Source organism: Streptomyces sp. NPDC057010, assembly GCF_042673805.1.
Taxonomy (GTDB): Bacteria; Actinomycetota; Actinomycetes; order Streptomycetales; family Streptomycetaceae; genus Streptomyces.
The window spans coordinates 1-21,339 of sequence record NZ_JBHUSC010000059.1; the positions used below are offsets into that span (position 1 = coordinate 1).

Sequence of the window (21,339 nt, forward strand, 5' to 3'; positions counted from 1 at the left end):
CTCTCGCGCCTCTAACCCAGGCGACGCTGAATGTGCTCCAGGCTGCGGGTCAATATCCGGCGGTCCGCCCCGCACCCCGCGCCTCAAACGCCGGCGAGGCTGGATCTGCCCGACCTCAGCCTGCAGCGCAAGCCGGGGCCAAAACAAGCCTCGCCGGCGTTTGAGGCGCCGCCGGAGGCAAAATCAGCCCCGCCGGCGTTTGAGGCGCGGGGGTCCGGGGGCTGGCCCCCGGCAACGGCGCCGGACCCGGCACATCCAGCCGCTCCGGCGATTGAGGAGCGGGGACCCCGGGGTCAGAGCTTCTTCGCCTCCGGGGCCTTGGCCCCTTCCGGCTCCGGGGCGGCGTCGGCAGCGGCCGGAGCCGGGTCCCCCTCCGGTTCCACGACCTCCTCGCGCCCAGGCCTCAGCTTCGCCGACAGCACCAGGTACACCACCGCCAGCACGAAGACCACGATCGCGGTCCACACGTTCAGCCGCAGCCCCAGCACGTGGTGCGCCTCGTCGACCCGCATGTACTCGATCCAGCCCCGGCCCAGGCAGTACGCGGCGACGTACAGCGCGAACGCCCGCCCGTGCCCGAGCTTGAAGCGGCGGTCGGCCCAGATGACCAGCAGCGCGACGCCGATGCACCACAGCGACTCGTACAGGAACGTCGGGTGGTAGGTGCCCGCGACCCGGTTCGGGCCCTCGCTGATCTCCAGCGCCCACGGCACGTCGGTGGCCCGGCCGTACAGCTCCTGGTTGAACCAGTTGCCCCAGCGCCCGCAGGCCTGGGCCAGCGCGATGCCGGGGGCCAGGGCGTCGGCCCAGGCCGGGAGCGGGATGCCCCGCAGCCGGCAGCCGATCCAGGCGCCCACCGCGCCCAGCGCGATCGCGCCCCAGATACCGAGGCCGCCCTCCCAGATCTTGAAGGCGTCGACCCAGTTCCGGCCCTCGCCGAAGTAGAGCTGGTAGTCGGTGATCACGTGGTAGAGGCGACCGCCGACAAGGCCGAACGGCACCGCCCACACGGCGATGTCCGCGACCGTGCCCGGCTTTCCGCCGCGCGCGATCCAGCGCTTGTTGCCGAGCCAGACTGCGACGAAGACGCCGATGATGATGCAGAACGCGTAGCCGCGGAGCGGGATCGGTCCGAGATGGATCACGCCGGTCGACGGACTGGGGATGTAAGCAATGTCCATGGCAGACCCGACGCTACCCTGCCGGGCGGTGCAGATCGCAACCCGCCCGGCAAGCCGAAACCAAATCCACACATGGGTGCACGGGCCCCGGCCCCTCTCAGCCCTCCCCCGCGCCCGCCGATCCGCTCTTCGAGGGTGACTTCGACCCCCGCGCCGACGGCGAGGCCGACGGGGTGGCCGATGCGGAGGACTTCGCCGCCGGGGCGCCGGACGCGCCCTTGCCCGCGCCCTCCACCTGCTCCTTCAGCTTCTGCGGGGTCAGCGGATTGGCCTGGTCGGAGAAGATGTCCTTGCCGTCGAGCAGCACGGTCGGCGTGCCCCGGAACTTTCCGGCGCGGAAGGCCTCCTGCGATTTGGCCACCCAGCTGTTGTGGGTGCCGCCCTCGACGCACGAGCGGAACGCCGGGGTGTCGAGCCCGTCCACCTTGCCGGCCAGTTCCAGCAGCCTGGCGTTCTTGGCGTAGGCGTCGTCGACCTCCTGCGGCTGGTTCTGGAAGAGGACGTCGTGGTAGGCGGAGAACTTTCCGGCGTCCTGCGCGCAGGCCGCCGCGTTCGCGCCCTTGAGGGATCCGCTGCCGCCCATGTTGCCGTCGATGAGCGTGACCAGGTGGTAGTCGACCTTGAGCAGCCCCTTGGCCTCCAGGTCGTGGATGGTGGTGCGGTAGTTGTCCTCGAAGGCCTTGCAGGCGGGACAGCGGAAGTCCTCCCACACGGTCAGGGTGGACTTGGCCTCGTCCTTGCCCGTGCGGATGGCGAGGGCGTCCTTGCCGGTGGCCCCGGAGGGCGCGACCACCGGGCCCTCCTTGGCGGATTTGTCTCCCTTGCCGGTGTTGGCCGCGATCACGCCGACGACGGTGGCCAGGCCGAGGACCCCGACCACCGCCGACGCCACGAGGAGGGTCCTGCGTCGCTTGTCCCGGGACTTCTGCCGCTCGCGCTCCACGGCAAGTCGCTCGCGGGCCGATCGTTTCGCTTCGCGGTTCGCACCGTCGTTCTTCTCGCTCACGTTCGGCCAAACGAAGCAGGGAGGCACTCGCGTGCCCCCCTGCTCCCACTTCCACCCGATCGGGCTACAGAACCCCTACGCGGGCCCGCCCGGCGTCAGGACCTGCGTACGCCTTCCGCAAGCTCGCCCGCCAGCGCCCGTACGGCTTCCAGCCCGGCGGGCAGGTCCGGCGCGTCCAGCAGGAGCTTCACGAAGGCGGAGCCGACGATCACCCCGTCGGCGAAGGCGGCGACCTCCTTGGCCTGGGCGGCGTTGGAGACGCCGAGGCCGACGCAGACCGGGAGGTCCGTGGTGGCGCGGGTGCGCCCGACCAGTGCCTGGGCCTCGTTGCCGACCGACTCGCGGGTGCCGGTGACGCCCATGAGGGAGGCGGCGTAGACGAAGCCGGAGCCGGCCGCCGTGATGGTGGCCAGGCGCGCGTCCTTGCTGCTGGGGGCCACGACGAAGACGGTCGCCAGACCGTGCTTGTCCGCGTGCTCGCGCCACAGCGCGGACTCCTGGACCGGCAGGTCGGGCAGGATGCAGCCCGCGCCGCCCGCCGCCGCCAGCTCGGCGGTGAACCGCTCGACGCCGTAGCGGTCGATGGGGTTCCAGTACGTCATCACCAGGACCGGGGCCCCGGTGGCCTCGTGGGCCTCGCGGACCGTGCGCATCACGTCGGCGATCTTGACGCCGCCGCGCAGGGCGATGTCGTCGGCGGTCTGGATGATCGCGCCGTCCAGGACCGGGTCGCTGTGCGGGAGGCCGACCTCGACCACGTCCGCGCCGCCCGCGATGACGGCCTTGACCGCCTCGATGCCGCCGTCGACGGTCGGGAAGCCCGCGGGCAGGTAGGCGACGAGGGCCGCGCGGTCCTCGGACTTCGCCTTGGCGAGGGTGTCGCTCAGCAGCCCGATGTTGCCCTTGCTCACTTCGACTCCCCTTCGGCGTCGTACAGCCCGAAGTAGCGGGCGGCCGTGTCCATGTCCTTGTCTCCGCGGCCGGACAGGTTGACGACCAGCAGGCCGTCCTTGCCCAGCTCCTTGCCCAGGTCGAGCGCACCGGCGAGGGCGTGTGCCGACTCGATCGCCGGGATGATGCCCTCCGTACGGGAGAGCAGGCGCAGGGCCTGCATCGCGGCGTCGTCGGTGACCGCGCGGTACTCGCCGCGGCCGCTGTCCTTGAGGTAGGAGTGCTCCGGGCCGATGCCCGGGTAGTCCAGACCGGCCGAGATGGAGTACGGCTCGGTAATCTGGCCCTCCTCGTCCTGGAGGACGTACGAGCGGGAGCCGTGCAGGATCCCGGGCTCGCCGGCGGTCAGCGTGGCCGCGTGCTCGCCGGTCTCGACGCCGTGCCCGGCGGGCTCGAAGCCGACCAGGCGGACGTCGGTGTCCGGGATGAAGGCGTGGAAGAGGCCGATGGCGTTGGATCCGCCGCCGACGCAGGCCGCGACGGCGTCGGGCAGCCGGCCGGCGCGCTCCAGGATCTGACGGCGGGCCTCGACGCCGATGACGCGGTGGAAGTCGCGGACCATCGCCGGGAACGGGTGCGGGCCGGCGACCGTGCCGAAGAGGTAGTGGGTGCGGTCCACGTTGGCGACCCAGTCGCGGAACGCCTCGTTGATGGCGTCCTTCAGCGTCCGGGAGCCGGACTTCACCGCGATGACCTCGGCGCCCAGCATGCGCATGCGGGCGACGTTCAGCGCCTGGCGCTGGGTGTCGATCTCGCCCATGTAGATGACGCACTCGAGGCCGAAGAGGGCGCAGGCGGTGGCGGTGGCGACGCCGTGCTGGCCGGCGCCGGTCTCGGCGATGACGCGGGTCTTGCCCATGCGCTTGGTGAGCAGCGCCTGGCCCAGCACGTTGTTGATCTTGTGCGAGCCGGTGTGGTTGAGGTCCTCGCGCTTGAGGAAGATCCGCGCGCCGCCCGCGTGCTCGGCGAACCGGGGCACCTCGGTGAGGGCGCTGGGCCGGCCCGTGTAGTTGACCATCAGGTCGTTGAGCTCGGCCGCGAAGGCCGGGTCGCCCTTGGCCTTCTCGTACTCGACGGCGACCTCGTCCACGGCGGCGACGAGCGCCTCCGGGATGAACTTGCCGCCGAAGTCGCCGAAGTAACCCTCGGCGTTGGGGACGTGACCCTCCGGGTCCGGAATGAAGAACTCGCTGGACATGTCCAGTGCTCCTACAGGTGCGATGTACGGCCGGGTGGATTCACCGTATTGCGCCGCCCGCAAGACGAGCGCACACCCCGCTGGGGGATGCCGCTCGTACGGTACGGGTCGGCCCGCGCCCGGAGCCGGTCGGCCCGGGCGTCGGGCCGTACGGGAGCACGCCGCGGCACTGCCGCCGCGCGGGGCTCCTCGTTACAGCGCGCCTCCGCGGCGCCATCGCATGCCGTTGACCTGTCCGGGCTCGGAGCCGATCACGTACCGGACCCGCCGCCCGTGCACGCGCCGGGCCGGGGCGCGGCAGCCGCGGGGGCGGCAGCCGCGCGCCAGGGGCGCGTGCGCCGTCGGCACGCCGGCCTGGCCGGGGCGGCCGGGGCGGGTGCGGACGGAGGGGCGGTCGTGGGTCATGGGGACGGGTCAGCTCCGCCCGTGGCGCAGGGCGGGGTGGGCGCCGGCGGCGACGAGGTCGGCCACGGCCGCCTTCGGGTCGCGGCCGGTGACCAGGGACTCTCCCACCAGGACGGCGTCGGCGCCCTCGTTGGCGTAGGCGATCAGGTCGTGCGGCCCGCGGATGCCGGACTCGGCGACCTTGACGATGTGGGGCGGGATCTCGCCGACGATCCGCTCGAAGGTGGAGCGGTCGACCTTGAGGTCCTTGAGGTTGCGGGCGTTGACGCCGATGATCTTGGCGCCGGCGGCGACGGCCCGCTCGATCTCCTCCTCGTCGTGGACCTCGACGAGCGGGGTGAGGCCGATGGACTCGGCCCGCTCGATGAGGGAGACGAGGGCCTCCTGCTCCAGGGCCGCGACGATCAGCAGCGCGAGGTCGGCGCCGTAGGCGCGGGCCTCCCACAGCTGGTACGCGGTGACGATGAAGTCCTTGCGCAGGATCGGGATGTCCACGCGGGCGCGGACGGCCTCCAGGTCGGCCAGCGAGCCACCGAAGCGGCGCTGTTCGGTGAGGACGGAGATGACCGCCGCACCGCCCGCCTCGTAGTCGGCGGCGAGCCCGGCCGGATCCGCGATCGCGGCCAGCGCGCCCTTGGACGGGCTGGAGCGCTTGACCTCGCAGATCACCTTGACGCTGTCACCGCGCAGTGCGGCGACGCCGTCCTTGGCCTGGGGCGCCTTGGCGGCACGCTCCTTGAGCTCGTCGAGGCTCACGCGGGCCTGCCGTTCGGCAAGGTCTTCGCGGACCCCTTCGATGATCTCGTCGAGCACACTCACGCGAGCGGCCCCCTTCCGGGTCGATGACGGTCGGCCGCCTTGCAGACACGTACAACTGCAAGGTCGGCAATCAAATGGTATCCGCAGGTGGCCTTGGCCTCCGCACGCGGTTGACGCCGTCCCAGTAACTGGACATTCGGAATCGGGGCTTCATTCGGCCTGAATACGGGCCTCAGGGGGCCAGCGCGGAACCGAAAGAAAGATTCCGGACAACGGCGAAAACCAGGGTCACGGCGCCGATCGCCCACCAGGACGGCGCCCGCAGTACGAACCGGGGGGCGGGCCCGCCCCGGAAGGCCCTAACCAGCCACAGGGCCATGAAACCGGCGAAGACGAAGTAGCCGGCGACGGCGAGGGCATTTGCCCCGAAAGCTGTGGTCAGATCGCCGTGGGCGAACGCGTGCGCGCTGCGCAGACCACCACATCCGGGGCACAGGATTCCGGTCAGCCGGAAGAGCGGGCAGACCGGGTAGTGGCCCGGCTCGTTCGGGTCCACGGCCCCCACGTACGCGAAGGCGGCGACGGCCGCGGCCAGGGTGAGCGCGGGGGCGGCCAGCCGCCGGGCCCGGGAGGCGGGCACCGCCGGCGGCGGGACGACATCGGAAGTGCTGGAGGGGTCCACCGGGCGATTCTCTCCGCTCATGACAAAAGGCGCAGCCCGACCGGGCCGCGCCTTTCGGAACCTCGCTGCCGGTCAGGCCTTGGCGGGGACCTTGGAGGCGGCGATGACCTCGGCGAGGTCCTCGTGCTCGGGCTTCGGCGCACCCATGCCGGCGGCCTTCATCGCCATGCCGACGACACCGCCGATCGCGACGACGACGAGACCGGCCCAGAAGCCCCACGGGTTCGCGAGCACCATGAAGGCGCCGGAGATGCAGAAACCGATGAAGGCGATGATGACACCGGTCCAGGCGGCCGGGGTGTGTCCGTGGCTAGTGCCCGCCATGAGTTGCTCCTCGTTTTGCTCTGTCGCACATGCTGTGTCGAATGCTCGGTGTCATTGTCCCGCACCAGGCGACCCTGCCGTCCAGGGGGGTCGGCCGGTCGGCTCAGTGGGTCGGGTCCTCGCCCCGGTCCAGGGCCTTCCACAGGTCCTCCGGCCGGTCCGGGTCCACCACCGCGGCCTTGCGGGGGCGCGGGCTGCCGTCGCGCTCGTAGCGGCCGCCCATCGCCGGCCAGCTCCGGCCGAAGCGCAGCGCCAGCAGCCCGGCGGCCAGGATCAGGACCGCGCCGGCGGCGGTGACGTACGGCCACGCCGTGTGGGTCAGCCCCGCCACCTGGGCCGCGGTGTCCGCGGTCGTACGGGCGGCCTCCGCGTCCAGGGCCCGTCGGCCGTCGTCGGCGAAGAGCGCGGTCAGCGCCGCGCCCAGGCCGCTGGCCGCCAGCAGCCCCGACACCAGCAGCCGGCCCTTGCCGCGTACGGCGAAGACGGCGACCAGGGCGGCGAGCCCCACGATCGCCAGGGCAGCGGGAAGCCCGGTGACGGCCCGCCCGTCCGCGGTCAGCGCCAGCGAGTCGCCGCCGAAGGCGGTGGTGCCCCGGGCCCAGATCCGGCCGGAGGCGAGCAGGACGACGGTGGCGCCGAGCGTGCCGAGCAGCAGGGCGACGGCCACGCTGCGGCGGCCGCCTTTGCTCTCGGGGGTCTCGGCATCGGCTCGGGGCGGGGGTACGGCACTCACGTACCCCACTATCCCCTACGCCGTCAGGAGCGGTGGAGGCGGTTCGCCGCTCCCACCGCGCGCAGCACGGCGGCCGCCTTGTTGCGGCACTCCTGGTCCTCCAGCTCGGGCACCGAGTCGGCGACGACACCGGCGCCGGCCTGCACGTACGCCGTGCCGTCGCGCAGCAGCGCGGTGCGGATGGCGATGGCCGTGTCGGAGTCCCCGGCGAAGTCCAGGTAGCCCACGCAGCCGCCGTACAGGCCGCGGCGGGAGGGCTCCAGTTCCTCGATGATCTGCATGGCGCGCGGCTTGGGCGCGCCGGAGAGGGTGCCGGCCGGGAAGCAGGCGGTGAGCACGTCGAAGGCGGTCTTCCCCTCGGCGACGCGCCCCGTCACGGTGGACACGATGTGCATGACGTGGGAGTACCGCTCGATCGACATGAAGTCGACGACCTCCACCGATCCCGGCTCGCAGACCCGGCCGAGGTCGTTGCGGCCCAGGTCGACGAGCATCAGGTGCTCGGCGCGCTCCTTGGGGTCGGCCAGCAGCTCCTCGGCGAGGTCGTGGTCCTCCTGCGGGGTGGCGCCGCGGTGCCGGGTGCCGGCGATGGGGTGGACCATGGCCCGCCCGTCCTCGACCTTGACCAGCGCCTCGGGGCTGGAGCCGACCACGTCGAAGCCGTTCTCGAAGCGGAAGAGGTACATGTACGGGGACGGGTTGGTGGCCCGCAGCACCCGGTAGACGTCGAGCGCGGAGGCGTCGCAGGGGGTCTCGAACCGCTGCGAGGGCACCACCTGGAAGGCCTCGCCGGCCCGGATCCGCTCCTTGATGTCCTCGACGGCGTCCTGGTACTTCTCGCCGCCCCACAGCGCGGAGAACTCCGGCAGCTCGGAGGGGGGCAGCACGGACGGGGCGTACGGGGCGGGCCGCCCGAGGTCGGCCTGCATGGCGTCGAGGCGCGCCACGGCGTCCGCGTAGGCCTCGTCCACGCCCGTGTCCAGGTCGTTGTGGTTGATGGCGTTGGCGATGAGCAGGACGGTGCCGTCCCAGTGGTCGAGGACCGCCAGGTCGGAGGTGAGCAGCATGGTCAGCTCGGGCAGCTGCAGGTCGTCGGTGGTGTGCTCGCCGATGCGCTCCAGGCGGCGCACGATGTCGTAGCCGAGGTAGCCGACCATGCCGCCGGTGAAGGGGGGCATGCCGCCCGCGAGGTCGCGCGGGGTGTGCAGGGCCTCGACGGTGGCGCGCAGGGCGTCGAGCGGGTCACCGCCGGTGGGCACGCCGACGGGCGGGGTGCCGATCCAGTGCGCCTGGCCGTCCTTGACGGTGAGCGTCGAGTCGCTGCGTACGCCGACGAAGGAGTACCGGGACCAGGAGCGGCCGTTCTCGGCGGACTCCAGCAGGAAGGTGCCGGGGCGTTCGGCGGCCAGCTTGCGGTAGAGCCCGACGGGAGTGTCCCCGTCCGCCAGCAGCTTGCGGCTCACGGGGATGACGCGGCGGTCGGCCGCGAGCTTGCGGAACGTCTCAAGATCCATGGCGTGGGACCCTACCTAGTCTGCGTCGCGGAGGAGGACATCGTCGTCGAAGCAGGTGCGGGCGCCGGTGTGGCAGGCGGCTCCGACCTGGTCGACCTTGACGAGCACGGTGTCGGCATCACAGTCGAGGGCGACGGACTTCACGTGCTGGAAGTGGCCGGAAGTACCCCCCTTCACCCAGTACTCCTGGCGGCTGCGGGACCAGTAGGTGCAGCGGCCGGTGGTCAGGGTGCGGTGCAGGGCCTCGTCGTCCATCCAGCCCAGCATCAGCACCTCACCGGTGTCGTACTGCTGGGCGATGGCCGGTACCAGGCCGTCGGCGGAGCGCTTGAGGCGCGCGGCGATGGCGGGGTCGAGGTTGCCGGGGCGGGGGGACGTACTCATGCGGCCATTGTGCCGGGCGGGAAAGCCGGATACGGATCACTGTCCGCCTGATGAGCAGGCACGCGGCGTGATCCGGCCGTAGGCTGGCCCGCATGTCTACCCATGCGAAGCGCGAACGACTGCTGCTGGCGGACCTGTTGGAGGCGGCCGGGCCGGAGGCGCCGACGCTGTGCGACGGCTGGACCTGCCGGGAACTGGCGGCGCACGTGGTGGTCCGGGAGCGGCGCCCGGACGCGGCGGGGGGCCTGCTGCTGAACGTGCTGAAGGCCCGCCTGGACAAGGCGATGGAGGAGTACACGGCCAAGCCGTACGAGGAGCTCATCCAGCTGATCCGCACCGGCCCGCCGAAGATGTCGGTCTACTCGCTGAAGCAGATCGACGAGGCCGCGAACGCGGTGGAGTTCTACGTCCACGCGGAGGACGTGCGGCGGGCCCAGCCGGACTGGTCCCCGCGGGAGCTGGACCCGGTGTTCTCGGACGCGCTGTGGTCCCGGCTGGAGAAACTCGCCCGCCTGACGGGCCGGCGCGCGCCGGTGGGCCTGGTCCTGCGCCGCCCGAACGGCCAGACGGCGGTTGCCCACCGCGGCACCCCGGTGGTGACGGTGACCGGCGAGCCGGGCGAGCTGACCCTGTTCTGCTTCGGGCGGCAGGCCGCCGCCGATGTCACGCTGGACGGCGAGAAGTCGGCCGTGGCCGAGCTGACTGCGGCCAAGCTGGGCATTTAGCGGCTGCAGCGCCGGCGGGGCTGGATTGCGCGAAGCGCAATTCCAGCCTCGCCGGCGTTTGAGGCGCGGGGTCTGGGGCGGAGCCCCAGGAAGCCGAGCGTCAGCGGACCGGGTGGCCCGCTTCGCGGAGGGCGGTCTTGACCTCGGAGATGCGGAGGTCGCCGAAGTGGAACACCGAGGCGGCCAGAACCGCGTCGGCCCCGGCCGCGATGGCCGGCGGGAAGTGCTCCAGCTTCCCGGCCCCGCCCGAGGCGATCACCGGCACGGTGACGTGCTTGCGGACCGCCGCGATCATCTCCACGTCGTAGCCGTCCTTGGTGCCATCGGCGTCCATGGAGTTGAGCAGGATCTCCCCCGCCCCCAGCTCGGCCGCCCGGTGCGCCCATTCGACCGCGTCGATGCCCGTGCCCTTGCGGCCGCCGTGCGTGGTGACCTCGAAGGACCCGGAGGCGGTCCGGCGCGCGTCGACCGACAGCACCAGCACCTGCCGCCCGAACCGCTCCGCGATCTCCTGGATCAGCTCGGGGCGGGCGATGGCGGCCGTGTTCACCCCCACCTTGTCCGCACCGGCCCGCAGCAGCTTGTCCACGTCGTCCGCGGTGCGGACCCCGCCGCCCACGGTCAGCGGGATGAAGACCTGCTCGGCGGTCCTGCGGACCACGTCGTAGGTGGTCTCGCGGTTCCCGGAGGACGCCGTGATGTCGAGGAAGGTCAGCTCGTCGGCGCCCTCGGCGTCGTACAGCTTGGCCATTTCCACCGGGTCGCCGGCGTCCCGCAGGTTCTGGAAGTTGACGCCCTTGACGACCCGGCCGTTGTCCACGTCCAGGCAGGGGATCACGCGTACGGACAGGCTCATGCCGTCACCGCCTTGAACGCCTCGACCTCCACCTCGACGACCATGCCGGGGTCGACGAAACCGGACACGATGATCATCGTGGCGGCGGGGCGGACGGCGTCGAAGAGGGTCTTGTGGGCGCGGCCGACCTCGTCCACGTCCCGGGCGTGCGTCAGGTACATCCGGGTGCGGACCACGTCCTCCGGGCCGAGGCCGGCCTCGGCCAGGGCCTTGAAGGCGACCTCGAAGGCCTTGACCGTCTGGTCGTACGGGCCGCCCGCGTCGGCCGCGGTGCAGCCGGAGACGAGGACCAGCCCGTTGGGGAGGGCCACGGCGCGGGAGTAGGCGATCACGTCCTCGTAGGGGCCGCCGGAGGAGATCCGGCGTACGGCGTCGGAGGGGCTCATGCGGAGACCACCTTCAGGGCTTCTTCCAGGGTGAAGGCCTTGGCGTACAGGGCCTTGCCGACGATCGCGCCCTCGACGCCCAGCGGGACCAGCTCGGACAGCGCCCGCAGGTCGTCGAGGGAGGAGATGCCGCCGGAGGCGACGACGGGCCGGTCGGTGGCGGCGCAGACGTTCTTCAGCAGCTCCAGGTTGGGGCCGGTGAGGGTGCCGTCCTTGCCGATGTCGGTGACGACGTAGCGGGCGCAGCCCTCGGAGTCGAGGCGGGCGAGGGTCTCGTAGAGGTCGCCGCCCTCGCTGGTCCAGCCGCGCCCCTTGAGGGTGGTGCCGCGCACGTCGAGGCCGATGGCGATCTTGTCGCCGTGCTCGGCGATGGCCTTGGCGGCCCACTCGGGGGTCTCCAGGGCGGCGGTGCCGAGGTTGACGCGGGTGCAGCCGGTGGCGAGGGCCGCGGCGAGCGTGGCGTCGTCGCGGATGCCGCCGGACAGCTCGACCTTGATGTCCATGGCGCGGGTGATCTCGGCGACCAGGGCGCGGTTGTCGCCGGTGCCGAAGGCGGCGTCCAGGTCGACCAGGTGCAGCCATTCGGCGCCGGAGCGCTGCCAGGCGAGGGCCGCGTCCAGCGGGGAGCCGTAGGAGGTCTCGCTGCCGGACACCCCGTGCACGAGGCGGACGGCCTGTCCGTCGCGGACGTCGACCGCGGGGAGCAGCTCGAGCGTCTTCTGCGTCGAAGTCGAAGTCATCAGAGGGTCTCGATCCAGTTGGTGAGGAGCTGGGCTCCGGCGTCGCCGGACTTCTCCGGGTGGAACTGGGTGGCCCACAGGGCCCCGTTCTCCACGGCCGCGACGAAGCGCTCGCCGTGGGTGGCCCAGGTGACCTTGGGGGCGCGGATGACGGGGTTGGTGACCTCCAGGTTCCAGTCGTGCGCCGCGTAGGAGTGCACGAAGTAGAACCGGGCGTCGGCGTCCAGGCCGGCGAAGGCCTGGCTGTCGGCGGGCGCCTCGACGGTGTTCCAGCCCATGTGGGGGACGACGGGGGCCTTGAGGGGGCCGACCGTGCCGGGCCACTCGTCCAGGCCCTCGGTCTCGACGCCGTGCTCGATGCCGCGCTCGAAGAGGATCTGCATGCCGACGCAGATGCCCATGACCGGGCGGCCGCCGGAGAGGCGGCGGCCGATGATCCAGTCGCCGCGGACGTCCTTGAGGCCCTGCATGCAGGCGGAGAAGGCGCCGACGCCGGGGACGAGGAGTCCGTCGGCGTCCATGGCCTTGTCGTAGTCGCGGGTGATCTCGACGTCCGCGCCGACGCGCGCGAGGGCGCGCTCGGCGGAGCGGACGTTCCCGAAGCCGTAGTCGAAGACCACGACGGTCTTGGTGGCTGCGCTCATGCCCAGATTCCTTGGATCCGCAGGACTCCGGCGAACAGGCACATCGCGGAGCCGATGGCGAGCAGGATGACGACCGACTTGGGCATCTGCTGCTTCTGGAAGGAGTAGACGCCGCCGGCCAGGAAGAGGCCGACGACGATCAGGATGGTCGAAAGACCGGTCACGGTTAGAGCGCGCCCTTCGTGGAGGGAAGGATTCCGGCCGCGCGCGGGTCGAATTCCGCGGCGTACCGCAGGGCGCGGGCGAGGGCCTTGAACTGGCACTCCACGATGTGGTGGGCGTTGCGGCCGTACGGGACGTGGATGTGCAGCGCGATCTGGGCCTGCGCCACGAAGGACTCGAAGATGTGCCGGGTCATCGTGGTGTCGTACTCGCCGATCATCGGCGCCATGTTCTCGGGCTCGGTGTGCACGAGGTAGGGGCGGCCGGACAGGTCGACGGTCACCTGGGCGAGGGACTCGTCGAGCGGCACGGTGCAGTTGCCGAAGCGGTAGATGCCGACCTTGTCGCCGAGGGCCTGCTTGAAGGCGGCGCCGAGCGCGAGGGCGGTGTCCTCGATGGTGTGGTGGCTGTCGATGTGCAGGTCGCCGTCCGTCTTGACCGTGAGGTCGAAGAGGCCGTGGCGGCCCAGCTGGTCGAGCATGTGGTCGTAGAAGCCCACGCCCGTCGAGACGTCGACCTTGCCCGTGCCGTCGAGGTTTATCTCGACGAGGACCGAGGTCTCCTTCGTGGTCCGTTCGACCCGTCCGATGCGGCTCATGCGTGCTGCTCCTTCTTCAGTGCGCGAACCGCTTCCAGGAACGCGTCGTTCTCGGCCGGGGTGCCCGCGGTGACCCGCAGCCAGCCCGGTACGCCGTTGTCCCGGACCAGGACGCCCTGGTCGAGGATCTTCTGCCAGGCGGTGTGGGAGTCCGCGAACTTCCCGAACTGGATGAAGTTCGCGTCGGACTCGGTGACCTCGTAGCCGATGGCCCGCAGCTCGGTGACGAGGCGGTCCCGTTCGGCCTTGAGCTGCTCGACGTAGCCGAGCAGGGTGTCGGTGTGCTCCAGGGCGGCCAGCGCGGTCGCCTGGGTGACGGCCGACAGGTGGTACGGCAGGCGCACCAGCTGGACGGCGTCGACCACGGCGGGGTGCGCGGCCAGGTAACCCAGGCGCAGACCGGCGGCGCCGAAGGCCTTGGACATGGTCCGGGAGATCACCAGGTTCGGCCGGCCCTCGATGAGGGGCAGCAGCGAGTCCCGGTGGCTGAACTCCACGTACGCCTCGTCCACGACGACCAGGGACGGCTTGGCCGCCTGCGCGGCCTCGTAGAGGGCGAGGACGGTGCCCGCCTCGACCGCGGTACCCGTGGGGTTGTTGGGCGAGGTGATGAAGACGACGTCGGGCGCGTGCTCCGCGATCGCCCGCTCGGCCGCCTCCACGTCGATCGTGAAGTCCTCGCGGCGCGGGCCGGAGATCCAGCCCGTGCCGGTGCCGCGCGCGATGAGCGCGTGCATCGAGTACGAGGGCTCGAAGCCGATCGCGGTGCGGCCCGGACCGCCGAAGGTCTGGAGCAGCTGCTGGAGGACCTCGTTGGAGCCGTTGGCGGCCCAGACGTTCTCCATGGCGACCGGGTGCTTGCCGGTGCGGGTGAGGTAGGCGGCGAGCTCGGTGCGCAGCTCGACCGCGTCCCGGTCGGGGTAGCGGTTGAGGGTGCGGGCGGCCTCGGCCACCCGCTCAGCGATCCGCGCCACGAGCTCCGCGGGGAGCTCGTAGGGGTTCTCGTTGGTGTTCAGCTGGACGGGCACGTCGAGCTGCGGGGCGCCGTAGGGGGACTTGCCGCGCAGTTCGTCCCGGATGGGGAGGTCGTCGATGCCGATGGTCGTCATACGGTCGGCACCTTCCAGCCGAAGCGCGCCTTGAGGGCCGCGCCGTGCGCGGGCAGGTCCTCGGCCTCGGCCAGCGTCACCACGTGGTGGGTGACCTCGGCGAGGGCGTCGCGCGTGTAGTCGACGATGTGGATGCCGCGCAGGAAGGACTGCACGGACAGGCCCGAGGAGTGGCAGGCGCAGCCGCCGGTGGGCAGCACGTGGTTCGACCCGGCGCAGTAGTCGCCGAGCGAGACCGGGGCCCACGGGCCGACGAAGATCGCGCCGGCGTTGCGGACGCGGGCGGCCCAGGCGGCGGCGTCGGCGGTCTGGATCTCCAGGTGCTCGGCGCCGTACGCGTCGACGACCTTGAGGCCGTCCTCCAGGCTGTCGACCAGCACGATCGCGGACTGCTTGCCCGCGAGGGCCGGCTTGATCCGGTCCTCGACGTGCTTGGTGGCCGCGACCTGCGGCTCCAGCTCCTTCTCGACGGCGGCGGCCAGCTCCTCGGAGTCCGTGACGAGGACGGCGGCGGCCAGCGGGTCGTGCTCGGCCTGGCTGATCAGGTCGGCGGCGACGTGCACCGGGTCGGCCGTGGAGTCCGCGAGGACCGCGATCTCGGTCGGTCCGGCCTCGGTGTCGATGCCGATCTTCCCGGTGAAGTAGCGCTTGGCGGCGGCGACCCAGATGTTGCCGGGGCCGGTCACCATGTTCGCCGGGGCGCACTCCTCCGTGCCGTACGCGAACATCGCGACGGCCTGGGCACCGCCCGCGGCGTAGACCTCGTCGACGCCCAGCAGCGCACAGGCGGCGAGGATCGTCGGGTGCGGCAGACCGTCGAAGTCGACCTGCGGCGGGGACGCGAGCGCGATCGACTCGACGCCCGCCTCCTGCGCCGGTACGACGTTCATCACGACGGAGGACGGGTACACCGAGCGGCCGCCCGGGGCGTACAGCCCCACGCGCTCCACGGGAACCCACTTCTCGGTCACCGTGCCGCCGGGGACCACCTGGGTGGTGTGCTCGCTGCGGCGCTGGCCCCGGTGCACGATCCGGGCGCGCCGGATCGACTCCTCGAGGGCGGCGCGTACGGCAGGGTCGAGCTGCTCCAGGGCGGCCTTGAGCGCCTCGGCGGGCACCCTGACCTGCTCCAGCGTCACCCCGTCGAACTTCTGCGCGTACTCGATCAGCGCCGCCGTGCCACGATGATGGACGTCCTCGCAGATGGGCCGCACCTTCTCCAGGGCAGCTTCTACGTCGAACTCGGCACGGGGCAGCAGATCGCGCAGGGCGCCACCCTCGGGGAGGGCGTCACCGCGCAGGTCGATACGAGAGATCACTCCCCAATTCTCTCAGACCGCCCACCGCCACCGTTCGCCCGTATCACTGGCTGATACACGCCCCGGATGTCACAGGCCCCCGATAGCTTTGATCTACACGTACGTGGAGCGGAGGGGGGCCGCCATGACCGAGGCACGCGCGGGCGAGGAACCGGCGGATCTCACCGCTGCCGAGCACCGCATGTGGGAGGCGTACCGCACGGGCAGCGTCTGCGACCTCGGCGTCCGCTCCGCCGAGCGGGACGATCCGCACGGCGAGCACGTCTGGGGCCCCGAGCGCAGCGTCCGCGCGGGCGTCGTGGCCCTGCTGCTGCTCCACGGGCCGCCGCCGGTGCCGGGCCGGGTGGCCTCCCTCAAGCTGCGCGGCGTCCGGATCACCGGCCGGCTCGACCTGTCGGGCGGCATCGTGAGCCCGTACGTGGAGCTCCAGTCCTGCCGCTTCGACAGCGAGGTGCAGCTCTCCGAGACCCGCTTCGGCACGCTGCGCCTGATCAACTGCGCGATACCCCGGGTGGAGGCGGCCCGCCTGCACACCGAGGGCGATCTGCACATGCCGCGCTGCCGGGTCTCTCGCGGCATCCGGCTGACCGACGCCCAGATCGGCACCGACCTGCTGATCAGCCAGGCCGTGGTGCAGAAGGACACCAAGGGGCGGGCGATCACCGCCGACGGTATGTCGGTGGCGCAGGACTTCCAGGGCGAGCTGCTGGAGACGTACGGGGAGGTGAGCCTGCGCGGGGCGAAGGTCGGCGTGTCGATGAACCTGCGCGGGGCCCGCCTGCGCAATCCGTACGGGCGGCACGCGCTGAACGCCCCGCAGCTGACGGTCGAGCGGACGCTGTACCTGACCTCGATCGCGCTGGACTACGTCCCCGGAAGCGGCTCGGGCTCCTCCACTCCCCCGTACGGGCTGGGCCAGACGCCGACGCGCGGTCAGCGGGCCCAGCGCTTCGAGTGCCGGGGCGGCCTGCGGCTGGACGACGGCCGGTTCGGCGACGCCATCGACTTCTTCGGGGCGCGCTTCGTGCTCACCGACGACCAGGAGATCTCCCTGCGCCGGATCCAGACCCCGGAGTTCCGTTTCGTGGGCGAGCGGCCGGAGCGGGGGCGGGTCGTGGTGTCCGGCGCCAAGGTGGTCAAGCTCGTGGACACCTCCACCAGCTGGCCCGGCCCGGGCGGGGTCTCCATCGAGGGCTTCGTCTACGAGAACCTCGCGCCCCGCGGTCACTTCCCGCTGGCGCGGCGGCTGGCCTGGGTCGAGTCGGCGACCGTGGAGTACTCCCCGGAGCCCTACGAGCGCCTCGCCGCGGTCCTGCGGGCCAGCGGTGAGGACGCGGACGCCCGGGAGGTCCTGCTGGCGAAGCAGCGGCGCCGCCGGGCCACCCTGTCGCCGGCGGCCAAGGCGTGGGGCTACCTCCAGGACTGGACGGTGGTCTACGGCTACCGGCCGGGCCGGGCCGCGCTGTGGATGGTGGTGCTGTGGGCGGCGGGCGCGCTGCTCTTCTCCCGGCACGAGCCGCCGCCGATCAAGGAGGACGAGCACCCGCAGTGGAACGCCACCCTGTACGCCCTGGACCTGCTGCTGCCGGTGATCGACCTCGGCCAGCAGGGCCAGTGGAAGGTGGAGGGCGGCTGGCAGTGGGGGGCGGCGGGCCTGGTGATCCTGGGATGGATCCTGGCCACGACGGTGGCGGCGGGCGCGTCGCGGCTGCTGAGGCGGGGGTGACGGGGTCGGCCGCCGGGCCACTACCCTGTGCCTCGTGACCACCGTTCGCCTGCCCCTCTTCCCGCTTAACTCGGTGCTGTTCCCGGGACTCGTCCTCCCGCTGAACGTATTCGAGGAGCGTTATCGCGCCATGATGCGCGAGCTGCTGAAGTCGGGCGAGGAGGAGCCGCGCCGCTTCGCGGTCGTCGCCATCCGCGACGGCCGGGAGGTCGCGCCGACGGCGCCCGGCCTGCCGGACCAGACGGCCCTGCCCGAGCGCGGCCCGGCCGCGGGCTTCGGCTCGGACCCGGTCCAGGCCTTCCACCGGGTGGGCTGCATCGCGGACGCGGCGACGATCCGGGAGCGGGAGGACGGCAGCTTCGAGGTCCTGGCCACCGGCACGACGCGGGTCCGGCTGCTGTCGGTCGACGCCTCGGGGCCCTACCTCACGGCGGAGCTGGAGGAACTCCCGGAGGACGCGGGCGAGGGCGCGGGGGCGCTGGCCGAGGGGGTGCTGCGGGCGTTCCGCACGTACCAGAAGCGGCTGGCCGGAGCCCGCGAACGCTCCCTGACGGGCGCGGACCTCCCCGACGAGCCGTCGGTGGTCTCGTACCTGGTGGCGGCGGCCGCGGTGCTGGACATCCCGTCGAAGCAGCGGCTCCTGCAGGCACCGGACACGGCGACGCGCCTGGCGGAGGAGCTGAAGCTGCTGCGCGCGGAGACGGCCGTGATCCGCCACCTCCCGTCGCTGCCGGCGGTGGACCTGACCCGTGCCCCGACGAGCCCGAACTGACAGATGGCGAAGAAGACGAAGCAGGCGTCCGGAACCCCGGCGATCGTCGCCCTCACGGCGGCGGGCGTCCCGTTCTCGACGCACGCGTACGAGCACGACCCGTCGCACCCCTCGTACGGCGAGGAGGCGGCGCAGGCCCTGGGCATGTCGCCGGCTCAGATCTTCAAGACGCTCGTCGCGGACGTGGACGGGGTCCTGACGGTGGCGGTGGTCCCGGTCTCGGGCTCGCTGGACCTGAAGGCCCTGGCCTCCGCGGTCGGCGGGAAGCGGGCGGTGATGGCGGATCCGGCCGTCGCGGAACGCACCACGGGCTACGTCCTGGGCGGCATCTCCCCGCTGGGCCAGCGCAAGCGGCTGCGTACGGTCCTGGACGCCTCGGCCTCCGCGCACGCCGCGATCTGCGTCTCGGCCGGCCGCCGCGGCCTTGAGGTAGAGCTGTCCCCGTCGGACCTGGCGACCCTCACCGGGGCCGTGCTGGCCCCCGTCGCCCGCTCCTGACTTGCCCTGCGGGCAATCCAGCCGCACCAGGCAGGCGGCATCAGGCAAAATCCAGCCCCGCCGGCGTTTGAGGCGCGGGGTACGGGGCGGAGCCCCGCGCCGTGAGCCGCAGCGACCCACCCGGCCGAGGAGGACATCCAGCCCCGCCGGAGGCTAGGGGCGCGGGGGTTCCGGGGTGGCGTGGACGTGCGGGGGCGGGTAGACGCCCGGCCAGTCCTTGGCGGGGGCCGGGTCGGCGGGGGTCCACAGGGCCGTGAGGCCGAGGTGGGCCAGGACGGCGACCATCGGCCAGGCCAGCAGCGCCCCGTGCGCCAGCAGCTGGAGCGGTGCGTCGAACGGAACCCCCTTGCCCGCCTTCAGCGCGGCGGCCACCAGGTCCGTGGACGGCCCCAGCCACAGCCCGAACCGCCACCCCACCAGCGCGGCGAAGCCGGACCCGAGGGCCAGCCCGATGACCACCGGCACACCTCCGCGCCGCCGCCACAGGAACGCGCCGACCCCGCTCAGCAGCCCGAGCCCCACCGCCAGCAGGAAGAAGGTTCCGTCGGCCCCGATCCGGGCCTCGCCCTCGCTGTTGCGCAGGAACACCGACTCCCCGTTGGAGACGTACTGCACCCGGGGCGCCAGCCATGCCCACAGCGCCCCGAGGAGCAGACCGGCCACCCCCACGACCAGGGCAATGGCGGCCCCGTCACGGATGTCCACCGGGGTGATCTTCTCCGGCGGGGGCCCGAGGGGGTCGAAGGGAGACGGCGGGATCGGCGGGGTCACGGCTTCGGTCACCCCCACATCGTGCCAGGTCCCGAACGACGGGTGTCGCCCGGCCGCGGCGTCAGCGGACCGCGGCCCGCCGGTACGCCCAGGTCGCCACGGCCAGCGAGAGGACCCCGACCACCCCGCACACCCCGAGGTCGAAGGCGACCTCAGCCCAGTCCGGATCGGGCGCGAAGGTCCGCGCGAACGCCTCCACGCCGTACGTGGACGGCAGCAGGTCCCGCGCCCACACGATCACCTCCGGCATCCGCTCGGGCGGCAGCACGCCCAGCAGCAGCGCCGCCGACATGCCGAGCTGCCCGGCCAGCGTGGCCAGTTCCTGCCGCGGCGCCAGCAGCCCCAGCGCCGCGCCGAGTCCGGCCAGCGCGGCCCCGGCCAGCGGCACCACCGCGGCCAGGATCCACAGCCCGCCCATCGGCAGCCCGAACAGCACGCACCCGAACACCGCCGTGACCAGCGTCCCCGGCAGGGTGAAGGAGGCGTACGCGGCGGCCGCGCCCAGCACCACCGACGCGGGCGGCACCGGCAGGGTGGCGTAGTGGTCGAGCCCGCCGCCCGCCCGCAGCTGCCCGAAGTACTGCGCGAGCAGGTTCAGCGCGACGAAGGCGACGACGAGGACGGAGGAGCCGGCCACGACGGCCCGGGCCTCGGAACCCCCGTCCACCACCCCCCGCATCAGGATCATGATCCCGACGGACTGGAAGGTGGCCACGAACAGCAGCGGGATCCGCGCCACCCGCGCCCGGGACAACTGCGCCCGGTAGACGGCGGCGAGCGCCGGCAGGAGCCGCGCCTTCGGAGCCAGCTCGGCGGGAGCGCACCCGGCGCCCACGGCAGCGGTGGTCACGACTTCACCAGCCCGTTCGTCTTGCCGCCGAGCGCGAGGTACACGTCCTCCAGGCTCGGCGTGGCCAGTGTGAAGTCGTCGAGCGCGGCGAAGGCCGGCCCGCCGGTGATCGCGGCGACCGCGGCCCGTGCGTCGTCCGGCCCCATCCTCAGCACCCACCGGCGCCCGGACTCGACCGCGTGGGCGCGCAGCGCCTCGACCTCCGGCACACCCTCCGGGGCCGCCTCACGCCATACGAGTTCCAGCCGGACCTCGCCGGAGACCCTGGCCTTGAGCCCGGCCGGGGTATCGCAGGCGATGACCCGGCCCTGATCGATGACGGCGACCCGGTCGAGGACGGTCTCGGCCTCGATGACGTTGTGCGTGACGAGCAGGACGGTGGCTCCGTGCCGCGCGCGGCGCCGGTCCACGGCCGACCACACCGCCCGCCGGGCCACGGGGTCCATGCCGGTGGTGGGTTCGTCGAGGACCAGCAGGGGCCGCTCGCCCACCAGTGCGGCGGCGAAGCAGGCGAGCCTGCGCTGCCCGCCGGAAAGTTTCTTCAGGGGCCGCCCGGCGAGCGCGGTGAGCCCGAGCTCCTCCAGTACGGCGTCACGCGCGGCCCGCGCCTCCCGTACGCCGAGCCCGCGCAGCCGCCCGGTGGTCTCGGCGGCCAGCGCCACCGTGAGCTCGTCCAGGGCGGTGGACTCCTGCCCGAGGTAGGCCAGCAGGCGCGCCGCCCGCTCGGGGTGGCGTACGAGGTCGTGGCCGAGCAGGGTCACGGAGCCGGCGTCGGGCCGCATCAGCCCGGTGAGCTGGCGGACCAGGGTGGACTTGCCGGCGCCGTTGGGGCCGAGCAGGCCGAAGATCTCGCCGCGCCGCACGTCGAGGCAGACCCCGTCGTTGGCGCGGGTCTCGGGCAGGGCGGGGGCCCCGCGCCGACCCCGTACCGCGGGGTACGTCTTGACCAGGTCACGCACCTGGCAGACGACGTCGGAGGCTGCTCCCGCGGCCGCCGCCGTACTGTCCTGCGCCTGTGCTGTGCCCGTACTCACGAGGGAGCAGCC

At 72.6% G+C, this 21,339-nt stretch carries 26 protein-coding genes; 4 read left to right on the forward strand and 22 right to left on the reverse strand.

Annotated features, from left to right (window positions below; genetic code table 11):
• Window positions 1-293: 293 nt before the first annotated feature.
• The 11 genes from lgt to hisI all read right to left on the reverse strand — a co-directional run bounded on the left by lgt (window position 294) and on the right by hisI (window position 9,137).
• Window positions 294-1,181, reverse strand: coding sequence for a prolipoprotein diacylglyceryl transferase (lgt, locus tag ACFTXQ_RS31505; RefSeq protein WP_382647446.1), 888 nt, complete (start codon window positions 1,179-1,181; stop codon window positions 294-296).
• 97 nt (window positions 1,182-1,278) lie between these two features.
• Complete coding sequence (locus ACFTXQ_RS31510; protein ID WP_382647449.1) at window positions 1,279-2,187, reverse strand: DsbA family protein; 909 nt, start codon at window positions 2,185-2,187, stop codon at window positions 1,279-1,281.
• 95 nt (window positions 2,188-2,282) lie between these two features.
• A complete protein-coding gene (gene trpA, locus ACFTXQ_RS31515; RefSeq protein ID WP_382647451.1) occupies window positions 2,283-3,098 on the reverse strand; it encodes a tryptophan synthase subunit alpha in 816 nt (271 codons plus the stop codon).
• The gene (trpB, locus tag ACFTXQ_RS31520; RefSeq protein WP_382647453.1) at window positions 3,095-4,336 is read right to left on the reverse strand and encodes a tryptophan synthase subunit beta; all 1,242 of its coding nucleotides are present in this window, start codon (window positions 4,334-4,336) and stop codon (window positions 3,095-3,097) included. The genes trpA and trpB overlap by 4 nt, the downstream gene beginning before the upstream one ends.
• Window positions 4,337-4,528: 192 nt before the next feature.
• Complete coding sequence (gene trpM, locus ACFTXQ_RS31525; protein WP_382647456.1) at window positions 4,529-4,741, reverse strand: tryptophan biosynthesis modulator TrpM; 213 nt, start codon at window positions 4,739-4,741, stop codon at window positions 4,529-4,531.
• 9 nt (window positions 4,742-4,750) lie between these two features.
• Entirely contained in the window at window positions 4,751-5,560 is an 810-nt protein-coding gene (trpC, locus tag ACFTXQ_RS31530) for an indole-3-glycerol phosphate synthase TrpC (RefSeq protein ID WP_267089202.1), read from the reverse strand.
• A 172-nt stretch (window positions 5,561-5,732) separates the two neighbouring features.
• Complete coding sequence (locus tag ACFTXQ_RS31535) at window positions 5,733-6,203, reverse strand: DUF2752 domain-containing protein (RefSeq protein ID WP_382647458.1); 471 nt, start codon at window positions 6,201-6,203, stop codon at window positions 5,733-5,735.
• A gap of 51 nt (window positions 6,204-6,254) precedes the next feature.
• Window positions 6,255-6,506 (reverse strand): HGxxPAAW family protein, encoded by a 252-nt coding sequence (locus ACFTXQ_RS31540; protein ID WP_382647461.1) that lies wholly within the window; start codon window positions 6,504-6,506, stop codon window positions 6,255-6,257.
• Between the two features lie 103 nt (window positions 6,507-6,609).
• Window positions 6,610-7,248 carry a TIGR02234 family membrane protein gene (locus tag ACFTXQ_RS31545; protein ID WP_382647464.1) on the reverse strand — a complete coding sequence of 213 codons (639 nt, stop codon included), beginning with the start codon at window positions 7,246-7,248 and terminating at the stop codon, window positions 6,610-6,612.
• 14 nt (window positions 7,249-7,262) lie between these two features.
• Window positions 7,263-8,753 carry an anthranilate synthase component I gene (locus tag ACFTXQ_RS31550; protein ID WP_382647467.1) on the reverse strand — a complete coding sequence of 497 codons (1,491 nt, stop codon included), beginning with the start codon at window positions 8,751-8,753 and terminating at the stop codon, window positions 7,263-7,265.
• Between the two features lie 15 nt (window positions 8,754-8,768).
• Entirely contained in the window at window positions 8,769-9,137 is a 369-nt protein-coding gene (hisI, locus tag ACFTXQ_RS31555; RefSeq protein ID WP_382647470.1) for a phosphoribosyl-AMP cyclohydrolase, read from the reverse strand.
• Window positions 9,138-9,229: 92 nt separating this feature from the next.
• Here hisI and ACFTXQ_RS31560 point away from each other — a divergent pair, with 92 nt between their 5' ends.
• Window positions 9,230-9,862: a TIGR03085 family metal-binding protein gene (locus ACFTXQ_RS31560; RefSeq protein ID WP_382647473.1), complete on the forward strand. Its 633-nt coding sequence runs from the start codon at window positions 9,230-9,232 to the stop codon at window positions 9,860-9,862.
• Between the two features lie 100 nt (window positions 9,863-9,962).
• Here the strand turns inward: ACFTXQ_RS31560 and hisF are convergent, their stop codons facing one another.
• The 8 genes from hisF to hisD are packed head-to-tail and all read right to left on the reverse strand — an operon-like array spanning window position 9,963 to window position 15,676.
• On the reverse strand, window positions 9,963-10,718 hold the full coding sequence (hisF, locus tag ACFTXQ_RS31565) for an imidazole glycerol phosphate synthase subunit HisF (protein ID WP_382647476.1): 756 nt from the start codon (window positions 10,716-10,718) through the stop codon (window positions 9,963-9,965).
• A complete protein-coding gene (locus tag ACFTXQ_RS31570; RefSeq protein WP_382647479.1) occupies window positions 10,715-11,104 on the reverse strand; it encodes a RidA family protein in 390 nt (129 codons plus the stop codon). The genes hisF and ACFTXQ_RS31570 overlap by 4 nt, the downstream gene beginning before the upstream one ends.
• Window positions 11,101-11,844, reverse strand: a complete 744-nt coding sequence (gene priA, locus ACFTXQ_RS31575; protein ID WP_382647483.1) for a bifunctional 1-(5-phosphoribosyl)-5-((5-phosphoribosylamino)methylideneamino)imidazole-4-carboxamide isomerase/phosphoribosylanthranilate isomerase PriA — start codon at window positions 11,842-11,844, stop codon at window positions 11,101-11,103. The genes ACFTXQ_RS31570 and priA overlap by 4 nt, the downstream gene beginning before the upstream one ends.
• Entirely contained in the window at window positions 11,844-12,488 is a 645-nt protein-coding gene (gene hisH, locus ACFTXQ_RS31580; protein ID WP_382647486.1) for an imidazole glycerol phosphate synthase subunit HisH, read from the reverse strand. Before hisH ends, priA begins: the two co-directional genes overlap by 1 nt.
• Window positions 12,485-12,652 (reverse strand): hypothetical protein, encoded by a 168-nt coding sequence (locus tag ACFTXQ_RS31585; RefSeq protein WP_382647488.1) that lies wholly within the window; start codon window positions 12,650-12,652, stop codon window positions 12,485-12,487. Before ACFTXQ_RS31585 ends, hisH begins: the two co-directional genes overlap by 4 nt.
• Window positions 12,653-12,654: 2 nt before the next feature.
• The gene (hisB, locus tag ACFTXQ_RS31590; protein WP_030155936.1) at window positions 12,655-13,248 is read right to left on the reverse strand and encodes an imidazoleglycerol-phosphate dehydratase HisB; all 594 of its coding nucleotides are present in this window, start codon (window positions 13,246-13,248) and stop codon (window positions 12,655-12,657) included.
• Window positions 13,245-14,357: a histidinol-phosphate transaminase gene (locus tag ACFTXQ_RS31595; RefSeq protein ID WP_382647491.1), complete on the reverse strand. Its 1,113-nt coding sequence runs from the start codon at window positions 14,355-14,357 to the stop codon at window positions 13,245-13,247. Before ACFTXQ_RS31595 ends, hisB begins: the two co-directional genes overlap by 4 nt.
• Window positions 14,354-15,676 (reverse strand): histidinol dehydrogenase, encoded by a 1,323-nt coding sequence (gene hisD / locus ACFTXQ_RS31600; RefSeq protein WP_382647494.1) that lies wholly within the window; start codon window positions 15,674-15,676, stop codon window positions 14,354-14,356. Before hisD ends, ACFTXQ_RS31595 begins: the two co-directional genes overlap by 4 nt.
• Window positions 15,677-15,800: 124 nt before the next feature.
• Between hisD and ACFTXQ_RS31605 the strand changes: the two genes are divergently transcribed.
• The 3 genes from ACFTXQ_RS31605 to ybaK are packed head-to-tail and all read left to right on the forward strand — an operon-like array spanning window position 15,801 to window position 18,672.
• A complete protein-coding gene (locus ACFTXQ_RS31605; protein WP_382647496.1) occupies window positions 15,801-17,402 on the forward strand; it encodes an oxidoreductase in 1,602 nt (533 codons plus the stop codon).
• Between the two features lie 34 nt (window positions 17,403-17,436).
• Window positions 17,437-18,174 (forward strand): LON peptidase substrate-binding domain-containing protein, encoded by a 738-nt coding sequence (locus ACFTXQ_RS31610; protein ID WP_382647499.1) that lies wholly within the window; start codon window positions 17,437-17,439, stop codon window positions 18,172-18,174.
• A gap of 3 nt (window positions 18,175-18,177) precedes the next feature.
• Window positions 18,178-18,672: a Cys-tRNA(Pro) deacylase gene (gene ybaK / locus ACFTXQ_RS31615; protein WP_382647502.1), complete on the forward strand. Its 495-nt coding sequence runs from the start codon at window positions 18,178-18,180 to the stop codon at window positions 18,670-18,672.
• Window positions 18,673-18,825: 153 nt separating this feature from the next.
• On the opposite strand, the gene ACFTXQ_RS31620 is transcribed toward ybaK, so the two are convergent.
• Genes ACFTXQ_RS31620 through ACFTXQ_RS31630 form a run of 3 tightly spaced genes read right to left on the reverse strand, consistent with a single transcriptional unit; the run spans window position 18,826 to window position 21,327 of the window.
• Entirely contained in the window at window positions 18,826-19,455 is a 630-nt protein-coding gene (locus ACFTXQ_RS31620) for a hypothetical protein (RefSeq protein ID WP_382647505.1), read from the reverse strand.
• Between the two features lie 49 nt (window positions 19,456-19,504).
• A complete protein-coding gene (locus tag ACFTXQ_RS31625; protein ID WP_382647508.1) occupies window positions 19,505-20,293 on the reverse strand; it encodes an ABC transporter permease in 789 nt (262 codons plus the stop codon).
• Window positions 20,290-21,327, reverse strand: coding sequence for an ABC transporter ATP-binding protein (locus ACFTXQ_RS31630; RefSeq protein WP_382647511.1), 1,038 nt, complete (start codon window positions 21,325-21,327; stop codon window positions 20,290-20,292). The genes ACFTXQ_RS31625 and ACFTXQ_RS31630 overlap by 4 nt, the downstream gene beginning before the upstream one ends.
• Window positions 21,328-21,339: the final 12 nt, after the last annotated feature.